The 20,431-nt window shown below is 67.2% G+C and carries 15 protein-coding genes; 2 read left to right on the top strand and 13 right to left on the bottom strand.

Annotation, left to right across the window (positions count from 1 at the left end):
* Positions 1-2: 2 nt before the first annotated feature.
* From pdxA to CQ050_RS14665, 5 genes are all read right to left on the bottom strand, one after another.
* The gene (pdxA, locus tag CQ050_RS14645; protein WP_105557551.1) at positions 3-1,055 is read right to left on the bottom strand and encodes a 4-hydroxythreonine-4-phosphate dehydrogenase PdxA; all 1,053 of its coding nucleotides are present in this window, start codon (positions 1,053-1,055) and stop codon (positions 3-5) included.
* Complete coding sequence (dtnK, locus tag CQ050_RS14650) at positions 1,052-2,269, bottom strand: D-threonate kinase (RefSeq protein WP_105557552.1); 1,218 nt, start codon at positions 2,267-2,269, stop codon at positions 1,052-1,054. The genes pdxA and dtnK overlap by 4 nt, the downstream gene beginning before the upstream one ends.
* Positions 2,266-3,294 carry a 2-keto-3-deoxygluconate permease gene (locus CQ050_RS14655; RefSeq protein WP_105557553.1) on the bottom strand — a complete coding sequence of 343 codons (1,029 nt, stop codon included), beginning with the start codon at positions 3,292-3,294 and terminating at the stop codon, positions 2,266-2,268. Before CQ050_RS14655 ends, dtnK begins: the two co-directional genes overlap by 4 nt.
* A gap of 139 nt (positions 3,295-3,433) precedes the next feature.
* Positions 3,434-5,569, bottom strand: coding sequence for a TonB-dependent siderophore receptor (locus tag CQ050_RS14660; RefSeq protein WP_369868322.1), 2,136 nt, complete (start codon positions 5,567-5,569; stop codon positions 3,434-3,436).
* 242 nt (positions 5,570-5,811) lie between these two features.
* Positions 5,812-6,360, bottom strand: a complete 549-nt coding sequence (locus CQ050_RS14665; RefSeq protein ID WP_369868324.1) for a MarR family winged helix-turn-helix transcriptional regulator — start codon at positions 6,358-6,360, stop codon at positions 5,812-5,814.
* A 128-nt stretch (positions 6,361-6,488) separates the two neighbouring features.
* On the opposite strand from CQ050_RS14665, the gene CQ050_RS14670 reads away from it, so the two are divergent.
* Positions 6,489-7,469 carry a Bug family tripartite tricarboxylate transporter substrate binding protein gene (locus CQ050_RS14670; RefSeq protein WP_199196816.1) on the top strand — a complete coding sequence of 327 codons (981 nt, stop codon included), beginning with the start codon at positions 6,489-6,491 and terminating at the stop codon, positions 7,467-7,469.
* An 11-nt stretch (positions 7,470-7,480) separates the two neighbouring features.
* Positions 7,481-9,049, top strand: a complete 1,569-nt coding sequence (locus CQ050_RS14675) for a sulfatase-like hydrolase/transferase (protein ID WP_105557554.1) — start codon at positions 7,481-7,483, stop codon at positions 9,047-9,049.
* A 31-nt stretch (positions 9,050-9,080) separates the two neighbouring features.
* Here CQ050_RS14675 and CQ050_RS14680 read toward each other — a convergent pair whose 3' ends face one another.
* From CQ050_RS14680 to CQ050_RS14715, 8 genes are all read right to left on the bottom strand, one after another.
* Complete coding sequence (locus tag CQ050_RS14680; RefSeq protein ID WP_105557555.1) at positions 9,081-10,781, bottom strand: AMP-binding protein; 1,701 nt, start codon at positions 10,779-10,781, stop codon at positions 9,081-9,083.
* 52 nt (positions 10,782-10,833) lie between these two features.
* Positions 10,834-11,424, bottom strand: coding sequence for a chalcone isomerase family protein (locus CQ050_RS14685; protein ID WP_105557556.1), 591 nt, complete (start codon positions 11,422-11,424; stop codon positions 10,834-10,836).
* Positions 11,388-11,933 (bottom strand): DUF4442 domain-containing protein, encoded by a 546-nt coding sequence (locus CQ050_RS14690; RefSeq protein WP_105557557.1) that lies wholly within the window; start codon positions 11,931-11,933, stop codon positions 11,388-11,390. The genes CQ050_RS14685 and CQ050_RS14690 overlap by 37 nt, the downstream gene beginning before the upstream one ends.
* Before the next feature lie 46 nt (positions 11,934-11,979).
* Positions 11,980-13,179 carry an acetyl-CoA C-acyltransferase gene (locus CQ050_RS14695; RefSeq protein WP_105557558.1) on the bottom strand — a complete coding sequence of 400 codons (1,200 nt, stop codon included), beginning with the start codon at positions 13,177-13,179 and terminating at the stop codon, positions 11,980-11,982.
* Positions 13,180-13,341: 162 nt separating this feature from the next.
* On the bottom strand, positions 13,342-15,732 hold the full coding sequence (locus CQ050_RS14700) for a 3-hydroxyacyl-CoA dehydrogenase/enoyl-CoA hydratase family protein (RefSeq protein ID WP_105557559.1): 2,391 nt from the start codon (positions 15,730-15,732) through the stop codon (positions 13,342-13,344).
* A 55-nt stretch (positions 15,733-15,787) separates the two neighbouring features.
* Positions 15,788-17,110: an OmpP1/FadL family transporter gene (locus CQ050_RS14705; RefSeq protein WP_199196817.1), complete on the bottom strand. Its 1,323-nt coding sequence runs from the start codon at positions 17,108-17,110 to the stop codon at positions 15,788-15,790.
* Positions 17,111-17,205: 95 nt separating this feature from the next.
* Positions 17,206-19,128, bottom strand: coding sequence for a 3-hydroxyacyl-CoA dehydrogenase NAD-binding domain-containing protein (locus tag CQ050_RS14710; protein ID WP_105557561.1), 1,923 nt, complete (start codon positions 19,126-19,128; stop codon positions 17,206-17,208).
* Positions 19,125-20,420, bottom strand: coding sequence for an acetyl-CoA C-acetyltransferase (locus CQ050_RS14715; RefSeq protein ID WP_105557562.1), 1,296 nt, complete (start codon positions 20,418-20,420; stop codon positions 19,125-19,127). The genes CQ050_RS14710 and CQ050_RS14715 overlap by 4 nt, the downstream gene beginning before the upstream one ends.
* Positions 20,421-20,431: the final 11 nt, after the last annotated feature.

The raw sequence follows: 20,431 nt of genomic DNA on the forward strand, positions 1-20,431 counted from the left end.
AATCAACCTCCGGTTTGTGCCCGCGCAGTTTCCCATACATGCGTCCAGCCCGGGGCCAGATGCGCGGCGCGCTCGGCGGCCAGGATCAAGCTGTCTTCGCGGGCGATGCCCTTGCCTGCGATGTCGAAGGCGGTGCCGTGGTCGACGGAAACCCGCACGACGGGCAGGCCGACGGTGATGTTCACGCCGTCATCGCCATACACGGCCTTGAAGGGCGCATGGCCCTGGTCGTGGTAACAGGCAATCACGAACTGCCACTTGCCGCGCACGGCTTGCGGGAACAGGGCGTCGGCCGGAATCGGACCGGCGGCCAGGATGCCGGCGGCGTTGGCCTCGGCCACGGCAGGCGCCAGGATGTCGGCGTCTTCGCTGCCGAAGATGCCGTTCTCACCCGCGTGCGGGTTCAGGCCCGACACGGCGACCGGCTGGTCGCCGCGGCCCAGGGCCTTGGCGAACGAACCCGCCAGGCGCAGCACGGCGCGCATGCGCGCGGGCGTCAGGTCTTCGATGGCCTGGCGCAGCGACACGTGCGTCGTGGCGTGGAAGATGTAGAGGTCGCCGGCCGACAGCACCAGCGAAAAGGTCTTGACGCCGAACTCGTGCGCCAGCAGTTCGGTGTGGCCGGGCCACTTGTGGCCGGCGGCGTGCATGGCGGCCTTGTTCAGCGGCGCGGTGACAATGCCGTCGACCTCGCCAGCGCGCGCCAGGGCGCACGCCGTGGTGACAAAGCGCACGGAACCATCACCCGCGTCGGCGCTGATTTCGCCCAGCTTGACGTGAGCCAGCGACGGGCCGGCTTGCAGCACTTCGATCGTGCCGGGGGTGTTGGTGCAGTCGGCCGGGCGGTCCAGCTTGCGCACGATGGCGGGGTCGCCGCCCAGGCCGCGCACGGCGTTGACCATCACGTCGACGTCGCCGACCACCAGCAGGCGGGCCTTTTGGCGCAGTTCGTCATGGCCCATCAGCATTTTGGCCGTGATTTCCGGCCCGATGCCGGCCACGTCACCCAGGGTGACGGCCAGCAGCGGCAGCTTGTTCGGTTGGGGTTGTGTCATCGCTTGAATCTCCTGTCGCGGATCGCGCGCACGGCGCGAACCAGTACGTCTTCGGTGCCAAAGCCGCCGGCCTTGGTCACCACGGGCAGGCCTGCAGCCGGGCCCCCGGTCAACGTGCCAAGAGGCACGCCGCCCATCACTTCATCCACCAGCGCGATGCCGCGCGCGGCCAGCGCCACCAGCACGCTGCGCGCGCCGTCGCCGCCGGTGGCGACCACGCCTGCCGCGCGCGAGGTGGTGATCAATTGCGCCGCCAGGCTGCCCAGCCGTTCGGCGACTTTTTCAGAATCCAGGCCATCGAGCTGCCCTTCGGGCGCCAACAGCAGCACGGTGCCAGCTTCGGCCGGGGCCTTGGCGTGGGCCTGCAACAGCGGTTGGGTCCATGCCTGCCACGCGGCGTCGTCAGCCAACTGGGCCAAGGTGGGCGTCCACGTGTCGGCGCCGGAAGCCTTCAGGGCAGCGGCTTGGGCGCGCGCGGCGCTGTGCTGCGACGTGACCACGACGACGACGGGCGCCGTCTGGTCCGCGCCGGCCCACACGCGGGCCAGCGGCACGGCAAGACCGCCCGCGCCCACGGGCAGGGCGTGTTCGCCCAGCAAGCCGATGGCGCGTGCCAGCCGTTCCAGGTCGGCGTCCGTGGCGGCGTCCACCACCACGGTGTGGCCCGCCTGGCGGATGCGCGCGGCCAGCGCGTCGGGCGTGTCGCCGTCTTGCGCCGCGACGTGGGCGCAGCCCAGCAGCGTGGGGATATGGCTTTCGGTCACCGGGGTGACCGGGTCCGTCGCGGCGGAGGTTTCGGTGACCGGCTTGCCGTTCACCATCAGTACGCCTTGTTCGACGGTGCGGCCGGTGGCCGGAAAGGCAGGGCAGATGACCGCTACCGTGTCCGGGCCCCAGGCCAGGCGCGCCGCGTCGATCTCGGCCTTGAAGGCGCCGCGCAAGGTGGAGTCCACCTTTTTGTACAGGCGCGACACGCCGGCCGCGCGCAGCTGGCGCACGTTCTGTTCGATGACGCGCGCCGCGTCGGCGGCGGGCAGGGCGCGGCTGTGGGTCGTCACGGCCAGCACTTCGACGCCGGCCGTGGCCGGGCCGGACAGCGCCTCTTCGGCGCCGCCGATGGACAGGTGCGTGCTCCAGCCGGCGCGCACGAACTGCACCGCGGTGTCGCCCGAGCCGGTCAGGTCATCGGCGACGATGGCGATGGTCGGGGTCAAAGCGCCTCTCCGCGCGCCTCGCCCAACGTCGGCGTGGCGCGGTTGGCGTCCGCGTCCTCGGACTTCAATTCACCGGCGCGCTTCAGGAAGTACGACGCCAGGATCGGCGCCAGGATGGAACTGATCAGCACGCAGGCGGCCACTTGCGCGGTGGCGGTGGACACGTACTGCTGGAAGTTGGGATCGGCGGCGGCCACCACGGCGGGCGTGGCGATGGCGTTGCCGGCCGTCGTGCCGGCGGCAAAGCCCAGGCCGCTCTTGCCGCCACGGCGCAGGATCATGCGATAGCCCAGGTAGACCAGGCCGCCGGTGATGGGGCTGATGATCAGGCCCAGGATCAGGCCGCTGATGCCGCCGCTGACCACCGCGCCCAGGTTGATGCCGGTGCCCAGCGCAAAGGCAAAGAACGGGATGACGATGTTGGGCACGGGTTTGAGCACGTCGCGCCACTTCGGGTCCAGGTTGCCGACCACGACACCCAGCAGGAACGGCACCAGGGCCGCCACCAGGGCAATCATCGGAATGTCGGCCAGGCCCGAGGCGCCCAGGAACAGCAGGCTGAAGAAGGGGCCGTCGTTGACGGCGCTGGCGACGTAGGCGCCACGGTCGCGGGCATCGCCGTACTGGCCGGTGTAGGCCAGCCACAGGCCGCCGTTGCTGTTGTCGAACGCGGCCAGCAAGGCCAGGATGGACACGCCCAGCACGCCGTCCAGGCCAACGTAGCTGCCCAGGATGATGATGAGGGTGGCAGGCACCAGCGTCTTCATCAGCAGGATGGTGCCGGCGGTGGCCAGGATGGGGCCGCCCGTGCGGGCGTTGACCTGTGTGCCGGTCGCGAAGATCAGCAGCGCAATAAGGGGCAGGGCGCTGTTCTTGAAGAGCGCCGTGGTGAAGCCGCCGATGGCCAGGGCGTCAGGGGCGAAGGTGCCGATCAGGGAACCGAGGATCAGCGGCACAAGCATCAATCCGCCAGGGATCTTCTGCATGGTGCCAAAAAAAGGCGAACGGGAAGTTGCGGTCGACACTTGCTTGAGTCTCCAGGAAAGTTCTGGTGGGTTGCAGACGTTCGTTGATGCGTCTGTCACGGGTTGAAAACCGTAAGTGTACACCTGTACGTACAGCTAGTACGTACAGGTTATCCCGTCCCGGAGGCCGACCTGTCGCTTAGAAGCGATAGGCCCCGCTCAGCATGACCGTGCGGCGCGCGCCGTAGAAGCAGTCGCCCCGGTCCAGGCAGACGACCTCGTAGGTGCGGTCCGCGATGTTGTTGACGTTCAACGCGTAGCGCCACGGACCATTGTCGTAGCTGATCATGGCGTCGAACAAGGTGACGGCAGGCGTCTCCGGGGCGCCGCCATCGCGGAACGCGCTCAGGTAGCGCACGCCGGCGCCCACCGCGAAGCCGGGTTGGCCGGCCAGGGCAAAGCGGTATTTGCCCCACAGGGACGCCATGTGTTTGGGCAGGCCTTCCAACTGAGCGTCGGCATCGGTGTAGATGTAGTTGGCGATCACGTCGATGTCTTTGGTGGCCCGGCCGCGCAGCTCCAGTTCCACGCCGCGCGTGCGCGTCTTTCCCGCCTGGATCTGGTTGTTGGGATTGTTCGGGTCATTGGTCTGGCGGTTCTTTTCCCGCAGGTCGTAGGCGGCGGCCGTGAACTCGATGTCGGCGTCTTTCGGCATGTACTTGATGCCGGCCTCGACCTGCTTGCCACGCATCGGCTTCCAGCGCTGGTCGTAGAAATCGGAACCCGCGATCGGCGTGAACGATTCGCTGTAGCTCAGATAGGGCGACCAGCCGTTGTCGGCGGCATACATCAGGCCGAAGCGCTTGGTCGTGGCGTAGTCGGTTTCCTTGTCCTGGCCGTCGATGCGGTTGTCGGCGCGGTCGCGCCGGATACCGGCCAGGAAGATCCAGTTCTTGTCGAATTTGATCTGGTCCTGCGCGTAGAAGCCCAGTTGCTGCTGCTTCTGCTTCGGCGTGTCGGACAACTCGTACTCCGGCCGGTTGCCGTACACGGGGTGGTACAGATTCAGCGGCGCGCCCAGGCCGCTGGCCGTCTGGCTGGTCTCGCGGTAATGCGAATAATCCATCCCGACGATGACGGTGTGCTCGGTGCGACCCCAGTTCAACTTGCCTTCGATGTTCTGGTCGGCCAGCAGCGTGCGCATGCGCGGCTTGTTGATGTAGAAAAAGCGGTCAGTGGTGGTCTGGGCGTCATCGATGTACGAATTGCCGCGCCGGTCGCCGTAGACATTGGGGTACAGCGTCTGGTAATCGACCCGGCTGACCGTGTTGCGGAAGTTCTGGCGGAATTTCCACGTGTCGTTGAACTGGTGTTCAAACAGCCAGCCCACGCTGAACTGCTCGGTATCGTAGGCGTCGAAACCCGGCTCGCTGACGAAGCGCCGGGTCGGGATGCGGCCGTTCGGGTTCTCTTGCACCGATCCGCTCCAGGGCAGGAACGATTGCGTGGTGCCGGATTTGTCCTTTTGCCACAGGGCCTGCAAGGTCAGCGAGGTGGCGGCGCTGGGCTGCCATGTCAAGGAAGGCGCCAGCATCAAGCGGTCGTCGGGCGCGTGCTGCACCTGCGTGTCGCTGTCGCGGCCCACGGCCACGACGCGATACAGCCATTGGCCGTCTTCGGTGACGGGGCCGGTCAGGTCGGCCTGGATTTCGCGCCGGTTGTCGTTGCCCAGCACCACGCCGATCTCGCGTTGCGCTTCAGCCTGCGGACGTTTGCTGACCAGGTTGACGATGCCGCCGGTGCTGCCTTGGCCGTACAGCATGGACGACGGGCCGCGCAGCACCTCGACGCGTTCCATGCCGTAGATTTCCGTGCGCGGGTTGTTGTTGTTGAAGAACTGGCGCAGGCCGTCCAGGTATTGGGCAGGCTCCACGCCGCGGATCCGGACGTAATCGCCGCGGTTGTCCACGCCGTAGGCGTTGGGCCGGACGCCGGCCGCGTAATTCATGGCGTCCTGTACGTTTTGCGACCCTTGATCCACGATCTGTTCGCGCGGAATCACCGTGATGGCTTGCGGCGTCTCGGACAGCGCCGTGTCGGTTTTGGTGCCGGTGGCGCTGCGCGTCGCCACGTAGCCGTCGACGGGGCCGGTCGCGGTTTCGCCCGTGCCGGTGACCTGCACGGCAGGCAACACGGTAGGGACGTCGCCGGCCGCGCCCGTCTGGGCCGGCTGTGCCTGCGCCGCGCCGCCCAGGCAGGCGGCAAGCAATGCGGTGGCGGGCAAGAGGGTCTGCGGCCGCGCGCGGCGCGCGGTCGGATAACGATGACGTTTCAAGAATGCTCCCCGGCGGCTGCTTGGCAGCCGATCATGTATAAGAATGACAACGATTATTATTATTGATGGAGCAGCCGCTGGCGGCCAGGGGGCGCCGTGATCCCAGATGTAAAAAAGCCCTGCAAAAAGGTTCCACGGGCGTCGGCTGCGACTAAAAATCCCCGCGCTATCAGCCGGTTGCGGCAGCCAGCGGCGCCCATGCCGGGCGGCCGGGAATGTTGGCGCAACGCGACAACGGGGCCTCAGGCGTAACGCGCCCGCCGCGTGCCGCCGTCGCGGCGGCTGGCCTTTTCGGTGACGATGTTGTCTTCGGCCATGCGGCGCCCGCGCTGTTCGATACGGGCAAGAAAATTGCGCAGCAGCACGACTTCGCTATCGCTCAGGTCTTGCACCAGCAGGTCATTCAGCCGCGAGACCTCGGGAAGCAGGGCCTGGTAGCGGGCAATGCCTTCAGGCGTGGCTTCCACGCGGACGACCCGGCGGTCGGCGCTGTCGTGAAGCCTGCGCAGCCAGCCTTTTTCGCACAGCGCCCCAAGCGTGCGAGACGTGCGGGCCAGGTCCAGCTTGGCCGCCGCCGCCAATTCGGCCGAATTCATGATGCCTCCCTCCACGGCACAGGCCAGGATGCGCCATTCGCGGCGCGTGATGCCGAAGCGGCCTTCACACATCCGCACGAAGACGGGGTTGGACTGCGACCAGGCCTGATACAGCCGGTACATCAGCATGTCCGCCAGATGGGGGGGCTCGGACAGGGGCGGCTCGGACAGGGGCGGGGAAGGCGTGGCGCGCATATCTTTATGGAAAGTCCTGGATTAGATCAACCAACGGCCGCGTTGCTATATTCCATTCACTCATTCGGGTATCGGCCAAGCATGAATAACCATAACCGACAGCGGGCCACTGTCTCCAGGAGCAGACAATGCGTAAATGGATGACGGGCGCCCTGGTGGCGACGGCGTTGGCGGCGGTGGCGGTGGCGCCGCTGGCCTGCGCGCAGCAAGCGCCGTTGGACGGCCCGCTGACCATCGTGGTCGGCTATCCGCCAGGCGGCAGTTCGGACCGCATCGCGCGCCTGGTGGCAGACCGCTTGAAGGACCGGCTGGGCGTGTCGGTCGTAGTCGAGAACAAGACCGGCGCCGGTGGCCGCATCGCGGCGCAGGGCCTGCACGCGGCGCCCGCCGGCCAGAATGTGCTGATGCTGGCCAATCCGGCGGTCATGGTGGTGGCGCCGCTGGTCTATGCACAGCCGGGGTACGACGCCCAGCGGGACTTCACGCCCGTATCGCTGGCCAGCCGCTATAAATTCGCCCTGGCGGTGCCGGCCAGTTCGCCGATCAAAGACGTGGCGGCCTTACGCCAGTGGCTGCGCGCGAACCCGAAGCAGTTCACGGTAGGCGTGCCGGCCACGGGCAGCTTGCCGCACTTTTTTGCATTGATGCTGGGCCGCGAGATCAAGCAGGAGCCGGAAGTGGTCGGATACCGGGGATCGGCGCCGCTGATCTCTGAACTGATCGGCGGCATCTTGCCGCAAGGCATCGACACGCTGGACACCCTGCTGCCGCAGCACCGGGCAGGCAAGATCCGTATCCTGGCCACCTCCGGAGACACGCGCGACGCTGATTTGAAAGAGGTGCCGACTTTCAAGGAAAGCGGCGTGGACCTGGCGGCGGACGGCTGGAACGCGTTCTTCGCGCCGGCGGCGATGCCGCAGGCCAAGATCGACCGCCTGGGCGCGGACATCGCCGCCATCCTGCGCGAACCTGCCATGCAGGACGCCGTGCGCGGCGTGTTCCTGGAACCGGTCTCGATGGATGCCGCGGGCACCGCCGCCGCGCTGACGGCCTACCGCAAGCAATGGGAGCCCGTGGTGCGGGCCTCCGGCTTCACGGTCACGCAATAACGGAGTCCGTCATGAGCACGGTGCAAAATGTGTTGTTCATCATGGCCGATCAGCTACGGGCCGATCACCTGAGCTGCTACGGCCACCCCTATTTGCAGACACCCAGCCTGGATGCGCTGGCCGCGCGCGGCGCGCGTTTCGACCGGGCCTTCGTGAACTCGGGCGTCTGCGGCCCTTCGCGCATGAGCTATTACACGGGGCGCTACCCGTCGCGTCATGGCGCGACCTGGAATCGGGTGCCGCTGTCGGTCAACGAGATCACGCTGGGCGAGTACCTGGCGGGGCAGGGGCGCGAGCTGGCGCTGGCGGGCAAGACCCACATCATTCCGGATAAGGCCGGCATGGAGCGGTTGGCCATCGACGGCGCCTCGGAACTGGGCGTGCTGCTGAGCCGCGGCGGCTTCACGGAACTGGATCGCTACGACGGGCACCACACGCCGGGCGAGGAAAGCGGCTATCCCGCGTTCCTGCGCCGCCACGGCTACGACAGCGCGGACCCCTGGACCGATTACGTGATCGCGGGCGTGGACGCCAGCGGCCAGGTGGTCAGCGGATGGAACATGCGCAACGTGCATCTGCCGTCGCGCGTGGCCGAACCGCATTCCGAGACCGCCTTCATGACGGATCAGGCGCTGGACTTCATGAAGCGGCGCGGCAGCCAGCCCTGGGTGCTGCACCTGAGCTACGTCAAACCGCACTGGCCCTACATGGCGCCGGCGCCGTACCACAATCGCTATACCGCCGATCAATGCCTGCCGGTGCGGCGCAATCGCGAAGAGCTGGTGGATGCGCACCCGGTCGTGGCCGCGTACCGCCAGCAGGAAGAAAGCGTCAGCTTTTCCACGGACGAATGCGTGCGCGTGGTTCGGCCCGCCTATCAAGGCCTGATCCGGCAGCTGGACGACCACCTGGGCCGGTTGTTCGACTACATGGAAGGCGCGGGGCTGATGAAGAACACGCTGATCGTGTTCACGGCGGATCATGGCGACTTCCTGGGCGACCATTGGCTGGGCGAGAAAGAGCTGTTCTACGACACCGTGCAGCGGGTCCCCTTCATCGTGATGGACCCGTCGGCGGCGGCCGCCGCGACGCGGGGGCGCGTGCTGACGGACATGGTCGAGAGCGTGGATGTGGTGCCTACCGTGTTACGCGCGCTGGGCACGCCGGGGCCCGGCCATCGGCTGGAGGGCCGCGAATTGCAGACGTTGCTGCATGGCCGCGACGCCGCCACGCCCTGGCGGGACTGCGTGTTTTCCGAACTGGATTACAGCTTTCGCCAGGCGCGCGTGCTGCGCGGCAAGACGCCGCAAAACGCACGCGCCTGGTCGGTTCGGACCGACCGCTGGCGCTACGTGCATTGGCTGGACGAGCCTGAGCAGCTCTTCGATCTGCACGCCGATCCCGACGAATTCCAGGACCTGGGCACCAGCAGCGCGCATGCCGGCGTGCGCGCGGAACTGCGCGAACGCCTGCTGGACTGGATGCTGCGTGGCAAACGCCGCACCACGATCAGCGACGAGGCCGTGGAAAAAGCCACCAACGCGCATAAGCGGGCGGGGGTGTTTTTCGGGCAGTGGTAAGGGCAGTGGCAAGGGCGGCGGGTCGTACCGGCTAGAGGGCGGTTTGGGTTTGCGGCGACGCCGCGGCCTGCTGCGCCTCTGGCTTCAATTCCCGCCGCAGGATCTTGCCGACATTGGTGCGCGGCAGATCATCGCGGAACTCCACGTAGCGCGGCACCTTGTAGCCCGTCAGTTGCGTGCGGCAATGGGCGATCAGCGTTTCCGCGTCCAGGCCCGGATCCTTGCGAATCACGTAGAGCTTCACCGCTTCGCCGGAGCGTTCGTCCGGCACGCCGACGGCGGCGACTTCGCGCACGCCGGGATGCAGCGCGGCCACGTCTTCGACCTCGTTGGGGTACACGTTGAATCCGGACACCAGGATCATGTCTTTCTTGCGGTCGATCAGGAACACGTAGCCGTTTTCATCGACGTAGCCGATGTCGCCCGTGCGCAGAAAGCCATCCGGGTACATCACCAGCGCGGTTTCGCCCGGCTGATTCCAATAGCCCTGCGTGACCTGGGGGCCGCGCACGCAGATCTCGCCGCTTTCGCCGATGCCCTGTTCTTCTCCGTCATCGTTGCGGATCGATATTTCGGTAGACGGCACTGGCAAACCGATCGAGCCGGTGAACACCTTGACGTCCAGCGGATTGACCGTGACGGCAGGCGAGGTCTCGGTCAGGCCGTAGGCCTGCGCCAGCGGCTTTCCCGTGACGGCGCGCCAACGGTCCGCGACCGCGCGTTGCACCGCCATGCCGCCGCCCATCGTCAGGCGCAGGCGCGAGAAGTCCAGCTTGGCGAAATCCGGATGGTTGAGCAGGGCGTTGAACAGCGTATTGACGCCGGTGAAGGCGGAAAAAGGCACCTTGCCCATTTCTTTGATCAGGCTGGGAATGTCGCGCGGATTGATGATCAGTAGATTGCTGGCGCCGATCTTCATGAACGTCAGGCAGTTCGCCGTCAACGCGAAGATATGGTAGAGCGGCAGGGCCGTCACGATGCATTCTTCGCCGTCTTTAACCAGCGGTTTGATCCAGGCGTGGGCCTGGCTCAGGTTGGCGACCAGGTTGCCGTGCGTCAGCATCGCGGCCTTGGCCACGCCTGTCGTGCCGCCTGTGTACTGCAGGCAGGCCAGGTCGCGCTGGCCCAGCGGCACCTCCGTGAAGGGCGCATTGTGGCCGGCGCGCAGGGCGTCGGCCAACCGGACCGCGCCGGGTAGCGACCAGGTCGGCACCATGCGCTTGACGCGGCGGATCACGAAGTCCACCAGCCGACCCTTCAGGGGGCCCAGCATCTCGCCGATGGAGGTGACCAGCACGCGTTCGACCGCGGTCTGGGGCAGGGCCTTCTGCAAGGTCGCCGCGAAGTTGTCCGCGACCACGATGGCGCGCGCGCCCGAGTCCGCCAACTGGTGTTCAAGCTCGTGCGCGGTATAGAGCGGGTTGCAGTTGACGACGATGCAGCCCGCGCGCAGCGCGCCAAACAGGCAGACCGGGTATTGCAGCAAGTTGGGCATCATCAGCGCGACGCGGTCGCCCTTGCGCAGGCCATTGGCGTGCAGCCATGCGGCGAAGTCGCGGGTCAGCGCGTCCAATTCGGCGTAGCTGATCGACTTGCCCATGCTGATGTACGCGGTCCTGTCCGCATAGCGGCGGCAACTGTCCCGCACGACCGAGACCAGCGTCGTCACGCCGTCCATCTCGATCTCCGCGGGTACGCCGGAGGGATAGCTCTTGTGCCAGATTCGTTCCATCGTCGTGGGATTCCCAGGGCTTGTTAACACGCAAAGAAGCCTTGCACAGGCACTAGTTGCCCAAAAGGGCCTTTTTCAGGGAGGCCTGGGCCGGATTGTCGCCCAACCAGACGCGTAGCAAGGCGCGCGCGAAGTCGGGGCTGTCGAACCTGCCCCGCTGCGTGCCGTTGGCTGTGATCGTGACGCCGCGGGCGTCGAAGTCCAGATCGACCTCGTCGCCTGCCTTGGCCGTGCCGAGGTCGGCCATCAGGCGCGATAAGCGGTTGGCGGGCGCTTGCAGCGCGGCAAGCTCCTGCTTGGGCGTATTGTCGCGCAGTCCCTCCTGCAGCGCGTCATCCAGGCTTTTGCTGTCCACGTCGCGCAGCAACTGCAGGCGGATGCGGCGCGGCGTCGCGCTGTTGATCACCGCTTGCGCATCGCTGCTCTTGGCCGTGGTGTATAGCGCGGCAACGTAGACCTTCACGACGAATTTGGTGCGCACGCCCGCGCCGTTGAGCACGAGCGCTTGCCCGCCTTGGGATAACTGTTCCGGCACGCGCACGCGCGCGACGTCGCGGTCGGCGGCAAGGGCGGGCACGCCCGCCAGGCTGGCGGCAAGCATGACGCTCAGGGCGGCGGATCGCCCTCCAGAGATGGGATGCATGGGTCTCCTCCTGTGTTCTTTCGCTTGTAGAACTTCTTGTCGGCGATATAGATCGTGCGTTCCACGACGGCATAGACCACGCCGTCCTTGTCCTTCAATTCCACCGTGTAGGTCCGGGTGGTCTCGTGGTCCCGCGCGAGGATGCGGCGGATCTCGGCGATCTCCCCCGGGGGCAACCGGAAATCCACGTACAGCGTCGTGTAGGCGGGCTTGCGGTAGCGGATCGACGCGGCCTTGTCCCAAACGACGTGGTCCGCGCCCAGCGCGGACATCAGCATCGTGGGGTGCGCGCCGTCCGTCACCGCGAACAGCGATCCGCCGTACATCGAGCCGACGATGTTGCGCGTGCGCCGCAGCAAGGGAAGCTTGATGCGGATGTGCTGGAAATCCGGCGACACGTGCAATACACGGCCGCCGGTGGCGCGGAACGCCGGATGCAGGTTGAAGCCCACCCGCATCAGGCGCGCGCGCCATTTCGGCGACAGGCTCTTGAACCAATAGGGCTTCACGTTTCGTCGGGCCTTTGTGTTGGCGGCTGAGGTTAAAACGTCCGCATCACATCGCTTCGAACAGGCCTGCCGCGCCCATGCCGGTGCCGATGCACATGGTGACCAGCCCGTACTTGCCGCCCGTGCGCCGCAGGCCATGCGTGATCGTGGCCGTGCGGATCGCGCCGGTCGCGCCCAGTGGATGGCCCAGCGCAATGGCGCCGCCCAAGGGGTTGACCTTGGCTGGGTCCAGCTTCAGTTCGCGGATCACGGCCAGCGACTGCGCGGCGAAGGCTTCGTTCAATTCGATCCAGTCCAGCGCGTCCTGGGTGATGCCGGCGCGCTGAAGCACCTTGGGGATGGCGGCGATGGGGCCGATGCCCATGACTTCGGGGGGCACGCCCGCGACCGAAAAGCTGACAAAGCGCGCCAGCGGGCTCAGGTTGAATTCGCGCAGGATGCGGTCGGACACGAGGACCACCGCGGCCGCGCCGTCCGACATCTGCGAGCTGTTGCCTGCGGTGACGCTGCCGCGCGCGGCGAACACGGGACGCAGGCGCGCCAGCGCTTCCGGGCTGCTGTCGGGGCGGGGGCCTTCGTCCACCTCGACCAGGCGGCGAACCACGCGGACAGCGCCGCTGGCGCCGTCCGGCAGGTGCGACACCACTTCGAACGGCGTGGTTTCAGCGCGGAAATGGCCGGCGGCGATGGCGGCGCAGGCTTTCTGGTGCGAGGCCAGAGCAAACGCGTCCTGATCCTCGCGCGAGACCTTCCAGCGTTCCGCGACTTTTTCACCGGTCAGGCCCATGCCGAAGGCCATGCCGATGTTCTCTTCGTGGGCGAAGATGGCCGGGTTCATCGACACCTTGTTGCCCATGATCTGCGGCATCGCGCTCATGGATTCGGTGCCGGCGCCGATCATGATGTCGGCCTCGCCCATGCGGATGCGGGCGGCGGCGTCCGCCACGGCTTGCAGGCCCGACGCGCAGAAGCGATTGACCGTGACGCCGGCCACGCTTTGCGGCAGCCCCGCCAGCAACAGCCCGATGCGGGCCACGTTCATGCCTTGCTCGGCCTCGGGCATGGCGCAGCCGGCGATCAGGTCCTCGATGCGGGCCGTGTCCAGCCCTGGCACCTGCGCCAACGCACCGTTCAGCGCGGCGGCCAGCATATCGTCGGGACGAGTGGTGATGTAGGCGCCGTTGCGCTTGCCCACCGGCAAGCGCGTGGCGGCGACGATGTAAGCGTCCTGAATCTGCTTGCTCATGTTCAATTCCTCATATCTCTACAACGAGACAATCAACAGCGAGATATAAAAACCCCGCTCCAACGCACAACGGCGCTGCATCAGCGAGGCCGGGCGGATCCGGCTCCGCCGGTCCGCAGCCGGCGCCCCTGGGGGGAAGCGCCACGGGCGCTGCGGGGGGGACTAATTCCGCAATGGCTTGCCGGTTTCTAGCGTGTGGCGGATGCGGGCCTGGGTTTCAGGCGTGCGCAGGAGCGCGACGAATTCTCGGCGTTCCACCGCCAGCAGCCATTCTTCGTCCACCTTCGTGCCGGTTTCCACCTCGCCGCCGCACAGCGCTACGGCGGCGCTGCGGGCCACCCGATAGTCATGCGCGCTGATCATGCCGCCTTCGCGCATGTTGACCAGCACCATCTCGAAGTTGGCGATGCCGTTGCGGCCTGCGACCGGGATGTTCGTCAGGCGGGGCGGGGGCGTGTAGCCAGCCTGGGCCGCGGCGCGGGCCTGCCCGATGGCCACGAACAGCAGCTCGTCGGGGTGGAACAGCACGATGTCGTGTTCGCGGGCGAAACCGGTGTCGATGGCTTCCCGCGCGCTTTTGGCGACCTGTGCCGTGGCAATGGTCTGGAAGATGGGTTGCAGGTAGGGGAAGACCTCGCCCGGCGTGGCGGTCTTCGCGGCCAGGGCCGCCGCGCGGCCGGCGAATTCCTTGCTGCCGCCACCTGCGGGAATCAGGCCGACGCCGACTTCCACCAGGCCGATGTAGCTTTCCAGCGCCAGGACGCGATGCGAGGCGTGCATCAGGAATTCGCAGCCTCCGCCCAGCGCCATGCCTTGCACCGCGGCCACGGTGGGAATCTGCGCGTACTTGAACGACTGGGAGGCGCGTTGGAACTTCTCGACCATGGCCTCCAACATGTCGAATTGGCCGGCGGCGCAGGCTTCCACGACTTGTTGCAGATTGGCGCCTACCGCGAACGGCGGCTCGTGCCAGATCACCAGGCCGTCGAACTCGCGCTCGGCGCGGGCGACGGCTTGCAGCACGCCTTCCAGCACCTCGCCACCCAGCGTGTGGTTCTTGGACGTGACGGACAGGATGCCGATGCCGGCGTCCACATCGGGCAGGTTCCACAGGCGCACGCCTTCGTTTTCCCATACGGTGACGCCACGGTCATCCGGCCCTTCGCCGAACACGCGTTCCGGGAACAACTGGCGCTGGTAAACGGGCAGCGCCGAACGCGGATGCAGTTTCCCCGTGCGCGCCGAATACGAACCTTCCGGCGCGTGCACGCCCTGGCGGGCGGGTTCCAGCGCCCAGGCGGGCAGCGGGGCGTTGCTCATGGCATGGCCGGCGGCGATGTCCTCGGCCACCGCGGCGGCGATCGCCTGCCAGCCGGCGGCCTGCCAGGTCTCGAACGGGCCCTGGCCCCAGCCGAAGCCCCAGCGCATGGCCAGGTCCAGGTCGCGCGCGTTGTCGGCCACGTGCTCAAGCTGCACCGCGCTGTAGTGGAAGATGTCGCGGAACAGGCTCCACAGGAATTGCGCCTGGGGGTGCTGGCTTGCGCGCAGCGCGGCGAAGCGCTTCGCGGGGTTGCGTTCCTTCAGCAGCGTGGCGACCTCGTCGGACAGCTTGCCGGCGCTGGGCACGTAATCTTGCGCCTTCAGGTCCAGCACCAGGATGTCGCGGCCCTGTTTGCGGTAGACGCCAGCGCCGGTCTTCTGGCCCAGCGCGCCCTTCTGGATCAAGGCGGACAGCCACTGGGGCAGCGCGAAATAGCGATGCCACGGGTCGTCCGGCAGGTTCTTTTCCATGGTGCCGACGACGTGGGCCAGCGTATCCAGGCCGACCACGTCGGCGGTGCGATAGGTGGCGCTCTTGGGGCGGCCGATCTTGGGGCCTGTCAGCGCATCGACTTCGTCGAAGCCCAATCCCAGGCGCGCGGTGTGGTGCATGGCGGCCAGGATGGAGAACACGCCGATGCGGTTGGCCACGAAATTGGGCGTGTCCAGCGCGCGAACCACGCCTTTGCCCAACGTGGACGTGAGCCAGGTTTCCAGCTGGTCCAGCACGGCCGGCTGCGTATGGGACGTAGCGATGATCTCCACCAGCCGCATGTAGCGGGGCGGATTGAAGAAATGGATGCCGCAGAAGCGGTCACGCAGGCTGGCGGGCAGCGCGTTTGCCAGCGCGTCGATCGACAGGCCGGACGTGTTCGAGGCGATGATGGCGTCGGGCGACACATGCGGGGCGATGCGCTCATAAAGCGCCGTCTTCCAGTCCATGCGTTCGGCGATGGCTTCGATGACCAGGTCGCAGCTGCGCAGCGCGTCCAGATGGTCGTCATAGTTCGCGGGGGTGATCAGGGCAATGCGCGCCGCGCCGGCCAGCGGCGCGGGCTCCAGCTTTTTCAGGCCGGCCAGGGCCTTTTGGACGATGCCGTTGCGGTCGCCTTCGGCGGCCGCCAGGTCGAACAACGTGACGGGCACGCCGGCATTGGCCAGGTGGGCGGCGATCTGCGCGCCCATGACGCCGGCACCCAGGACGGCGACGTGTTTGACGACGAACTTGCTCAAGGGATTCTCCTGGAAAAGCGGGCGGGCGGCTTGGGGCCGGCCCGCCCGTGCAAGGCTAGAAGCGGGACGACAGCTGCAGGCCAAAGATGTGGCCGCTGCTGTCGTAGGTGCCCGCGACGCGGCCCTTGGATAGCTGGCTGCCGGACGTCGTGTCGATGTCCGTCTTGCGCAGGTACAGATAGGTGTAGCCCAGATCCAGCGTGGTGCTCTTGGTGGCTTGCCACTGCACGCCCGTCGAGAACCAGTAGCGGTCGTTGTCGGGCAGCGAGGTCGGACGGTCGGCTTCATTGTGGACCGGAGACTGGTCGTAGGCCACGCCGAACTTCCACTTCCAGGCGGGAGCGAACTTGTAGTTCGCGCCCACGGCGACGCGCCACGTGTCGCGGAAATTCAGCGGCAGTTCGTCGTCGCGCGCGCCGGCGCCCGAGTTGCGGATCTTCAGTTCGGGGATGCTGCTCCAGCCCGTCCACGACACGTCGCCCAGCAGTTCCCAGCGTTCGTTGAGCTGATGCGTGCCGCTCAAGATAAGCGTATCGGGCAAGTCCACCGAGGCCTTGGCGTCGAAGGACACCGACTGCTTGCTGGGGCCGATGCTGGTGATGTCGGTATCGCCCTTGGCCGTGTGCTTGATCTTCGAGCGGTACGACAGGCCGATGCGCGTGTCTTCCGTCGGCTGCAGCATGAAGCCGATGTTCCAGCCCCACGCGTCGCCCTTCAGGTTCAAGTCGGCGTCGCCATTGGTGGCGACCGGCAGGCCGGCGATCGGCACCACCGTCTTTTTCTTGTAATTGGCATCGATGTGCTGCCAATTCACGCCGAAGCCCATCGAGAACTTGTCGTTGACCTTGTAGGCGATCGACGGGTTCACGTTGATGGTCTTGATCTCGAACTTGTTGGAGTGATATTGGCCGACCCAACCGTCGTCGTATTCGGTCATCAGCCCGAACGGGGCGCCGACTCCCAGGCCGATGTACCACTGCTCGTTCAGTTGCCAGGAAGCGTAGAGGTTGGGGACGACCCCGAGGTTGCCGGCGTCGCCGCCATTGCCGCCTGTGGGCACCGACCCGTTCAAGCCCGATCCGGGAATGCCCGGCACGCTGGGATTGCGGCTGTTGCCATTGTCCGAGAACTTGAACGAGGGCTTGATCAAGTTGACCCCGCCCGAAAAGTTGATGCCAGGCAGATACGTCATGCCTGCCGGGTTGTAGTAGATGATGCTGGCGTTTTCCGGATTTGCCGCCGAGCCTGCGTACGCGTTGCCCAAGCCGCTGGCGTTCTGCTCCAAGAGCTGAAAGCCGGCGGCATAGGACGTTGCGGATGCGCCCAGGCCGACCACAAGGGCCGACAAGGTGCTCAGGGACAATGAACGTCTGCGCATGGTACTGCCTCCTCGAGTTGGATGTATGTCTCTATTCCACTGCCGGTTTTCTTGTCGATCCGGTCTAATCGGCGTGAGCCGTTTTACTGCTGTGCCTAGGGGTTGCTACGTTGGTAATGCAAGGGTCCGCCCGTGAAGGGGGCGAATCCGGTTCCGAAAATCACGCCGGCGTCGGCCAGGTCGGCGTCGGCGACGACGCCTGCCTCCACGCGCTGCCGGGTGGCGTCCACAAGCGGCTGGATCAGGCGCTCTGCCAGGCCCGCCGGGGCAGCTCCGGCTTGCTTGACCGGCTTGCCGTCGCGCCAGGTATAGAAGCCCTTGCCGCTTTTCTTGCCGAGATCGCCGCGGGCCAGCCGTTCGGCCAGGCAACGCGGGGGGGCGGCCCCACCGGCCAGTTCGTCGCCAGCGGCGCGCGCGATGTCCAGGCCGACGGTGTCGGCGAGTTCCAGCGGCCCCATCGGCATGCCGAACGCCACCATGGCGGCGTCGACCGTTTCAGGCGCAACGCCGTCGTCCACGCTGCGCATCGCCTGCAACAGGTAGGGCGCCAGCACGGCGTTGACCAGGAAGCCGGGCGCGCTCTTGACGGGTAGCGCCAGCTTGTCGATCTGGCCGACGAAGGCGCAGGCGCGCGCCAGCGCATCGCCCGCGTCGCCCTCGGCATGCACGACTTCCACGAGCGGCATCTTGGCGACCGGGTTGAAGAAGTGGATGCCGACCAGCCGCGTGGGGTCCGCCAAGCCGGTGCGCAGGGTTTCAAGCGACAGGCTGGACGTGTTGGTGGCCAGCAGCGCGCCGGGTTTCATGCGCGGTTCCAGCGAGCGGTACAGCGCGCGCTTGGCCTCCGGCTGTTCGCTGATGGCTTCGATGACGACGTCGGCCAGCGGCACGCCGCCGCCCGCCGGGTCGGGAATCAGGCGGTCGAACGCCGCCCGCGCCAGGCGCGGGTCTTTCAGGCGGCGCGCGTACAGCGCCGCCGCGCGCTGGACGGCGGGGGCGATGCGAGCCATGTCCTGGTCTTGCAAGGTGACGGTCATGCCCTTTAGCGCGCACCAGGCCGCGATGTCGCCGCCCATGACGCCCGCGCCCACGACGTGGACGTGGCGGGCGGGCGTGACGCCGGTCTGCTTGCCGTTGGCCTTCAGGCGTTCCTGCAGGCGGAACACGCGCAGAAGATTGCGCGCGGTGTCCGATGCAATGATGCCGTCGATCAGGCCCGGCGCCTGCAGGGCGTTGCCGCCGTGCTTTTCCCACAACGTCACGATGGCGGGGGCGGCGGGGTAGTGGCCCTGCGGATCCTTGGCGGCGATCTGCTTGCGGGCGCGGTTGGCCACCACGGACTTCAGCGGCCAGCGGTTGGCCCACCCGCCCAGGCCGCGGGCACGGCGCGCGGGCTTGTTCGACAGCACCGTCTGGCGGGCCGCGGCCCGCAGCAGACGGGTCGGCACGCGGGCATCGGCCAGGCCCAGCGCGGCGGCCCGCCGGGCGTCCGCGCCTCGGCCGGTCAACATCATGTCCAGCGCGGCGGGCGCGCCGATCACTTGCGGCAAGCGCAGCATTCCGCCCCAACCGGGGAAGATGCCCAACATGACTTCGGGCAGCGCCAGCGACGTGCCGGGTTCGTCGGCAACCAGCCGATAGCGGCAAGCCAGCGCCAGTTCCAGCCCGCCACCCAGGCAATGGCCCTGGATCAGGGCAAGCGTGGGATAGCGCACGGCGGCCAGGCGGTTGAACAGGTTCCAGCCGCGGGCCACCAGCGCGCGGCCTTGCTCGGGCGTGTCCAGGCTGGCGAATTCATTGACGTCGGCGCCCACGATAAAGCCGGTGGCCTTGCCGGATTGGATGATCAGGCCCTTGGGCGGCGCGGCGTCCAGCGCGTCCAGCACCACGGCCAGCTCGGTCATGGTGTCGGCCGACAAGGCGTTCACGGCGCTGCCGGCGCGGTCGAACGTCAGCCACGCCACGTGATCGGCATCGCGTTCCAGGCGCCAGTGGGAGAGCGAGTCCAGGGTCGTCATGGGCGGTCCTCGTCCAGGGTTTCAACCAGCATTGCGCCGCCTTGACCGCCGCCGATGCAGATGGCCGCCATGCCCCGCCTGGCGCCGCGGCGCTTCAGGGCATCAAGCAGATGGAGCACGATGCGGGCGCCGGAAGCGCCCACCGGATGTCCGATCGCGATGGCGCCGCCGTCCACGTTGAGCTTGCCGGGGTCGAGCACCCCCCATGCTGGCGTACCGAAGTGCGCTTGGCAATAGGCATCGTCGCGCCAGGCCGCCAGGCAGCCTAGCACCTGGGCGGCAAAGGCCTCGTTGATCTCCCACAAATCCAGGTCATTCAAGCCCAGGCCGTGACGTTGCAGGATCGGCGTGGCCGCATGGACCGGCCCCAGGCCCATCTGCGCCGGATCCAGCCCCGCCCACTGGCTGTCGACGATGCGGCCCAGCGGGCGCAGGTTCCATTTGGCCACGGCTTCTTCCGACGCCAGCACCAACATGGCAGCGCCGTCGGTCACCTGAGAGCTGTTGCCGGCGGTGATGTTGCCCCAGGGCTTGTCGAACACGGGCTTGAGTTTGGCCAGCTTCTCTGGCGTGGAGTCTTCGCGCACGCCATCGTCATCGGGATACAGATTGCCCTGCGTGTCGATCAACGGCGTGATTTCGGTCATGATGCCCGCGGCGCGGGCCGCCAGCGCGCGCTGGTGGCTGCCGGCGGAATAGGCGTCCATGGCCGCGCGGTCGATGCCGAAACGAGTGGCGATGTTCTCGGCGGTCTGGCCCATCGACAGACCCACGACGGGGTCGGTCAAGCCTTTCAAGAGGCCGATGACCGGTGCAAGGTTCTTCAGCCTGAAGCGGCGCAAGGCAGCCAGTTTGGCGCCGATGCCGCGGGCCGCGTACCAGCCGGCCAGCCAGCGCACCATGTCGTCCGAGAACAACAGTGGCGCGCGCGAGAGGGCGTCCGTGCCGCCCGCCAGCACCAGCGCCGAACGGCCGGACTGGATGTTGGCGATGGCCGAGTCCAGCGCCTGCATGCCCGACGCGCAATTGCGCATCACGGTCCAGCCGGGCACGGTGTTGCCGCAGCCCAGGCGCAGCGCGATGACGCGGCCGATGTTCACTTCGTCGGGAGAGGGCGCGGCGCAGCCCACGATGACCTCGTCCAGGTCGGTGGGCGCGAAGGGCTGGCGCAGCAGCAGGCCGCGGCCGGCCTGCACGGCAAGATCACCCGCCGAGAAGGGGCCGGGTCCGGTGCGCGCTTTCAGGAAGGGCGTCCGGGCGCCGTCGACGACGTAAACCGGTTTGAATGCCATCGGTTCCCTCC

This window comes from Achromobacter sp. MYb9, assembly GCF_002975275.1.
Lineage (GTDB): Bacteria > Pseudomonadota > Gammaproteobacteria > Burkholderiales > Burkholderiaceae_B > Achromobacter.

Coding starts and splice junctions, on each gene's coding strand:
- pdxA (WP_105557551.1), bottom strand. CDS start 1,055: ATGACACAACCCCAACCGAACAAGCTGCCGCTGCTGGCCGTCACCCTG.
- CQ050_RS14665 (WP_369868324.1), bottom strand. CDS start 6,360: ATGCGCGCCACGCCTTCCCCGCCCCTGTCCGAGCCGCCCCTGTCCGAG.
- CQ050_RS14670 (WP_199196816.1), top strand. CDS start 6,489: ATGCGTAAATGGATGACGGGCGCCCTGGTGGCGACGGCGTTGGCGGCG.
- CQ050_RS14675 (WP_105557554.1), top strand. CDS start 7,481: ATGAGCACGGTGCAAAATGTGTTGTTCATCATGGCCGATCAGCTACGG.
- CQ050_RS14680 (WP_105557555.1), bottom strand. CDS start 10,781: ATGGAACGAATCTGGCACAAGAGCTATCCCTCCGGCGTACCCGCGGAG.
- CQ050_RS14685 (WP_105557556.1), bottom strand. CDS start 11,424: ATGCATCCCATCTCTGGAGGGCGATCCGCCGCCCTGAGCGTCATGCTT.
- CQ050_RS14695 (WP_105557558.1), bottom strand. CDS start 13,179: ATGAGCAAGCAGATTCAGGACGCTTACATCGTCGCCGCCACGCGCTTG.
- CQ050_RS14705 (WP_199196817.1), bottom strand. CDS start 17,110: ATGCGCAGACGTTCATTGTCCCTGAGCACCTTGTCGGCCCTTGTGGTC.
- CQ050_RS14710 (WP_105557561.1), bottom strand. CDS start 19,128: ATGACGACCCTGGACTCGCTCTCCCACTGGCGCCTGGAACGCGATGCC.
- CQ050_RS14715 (WP_105557562.1), bottom strand. CDS start 20,420: ATGGCATTCAAACCGGTTTACGTCGTCGACGGCGCCCGGACGCCCTTC.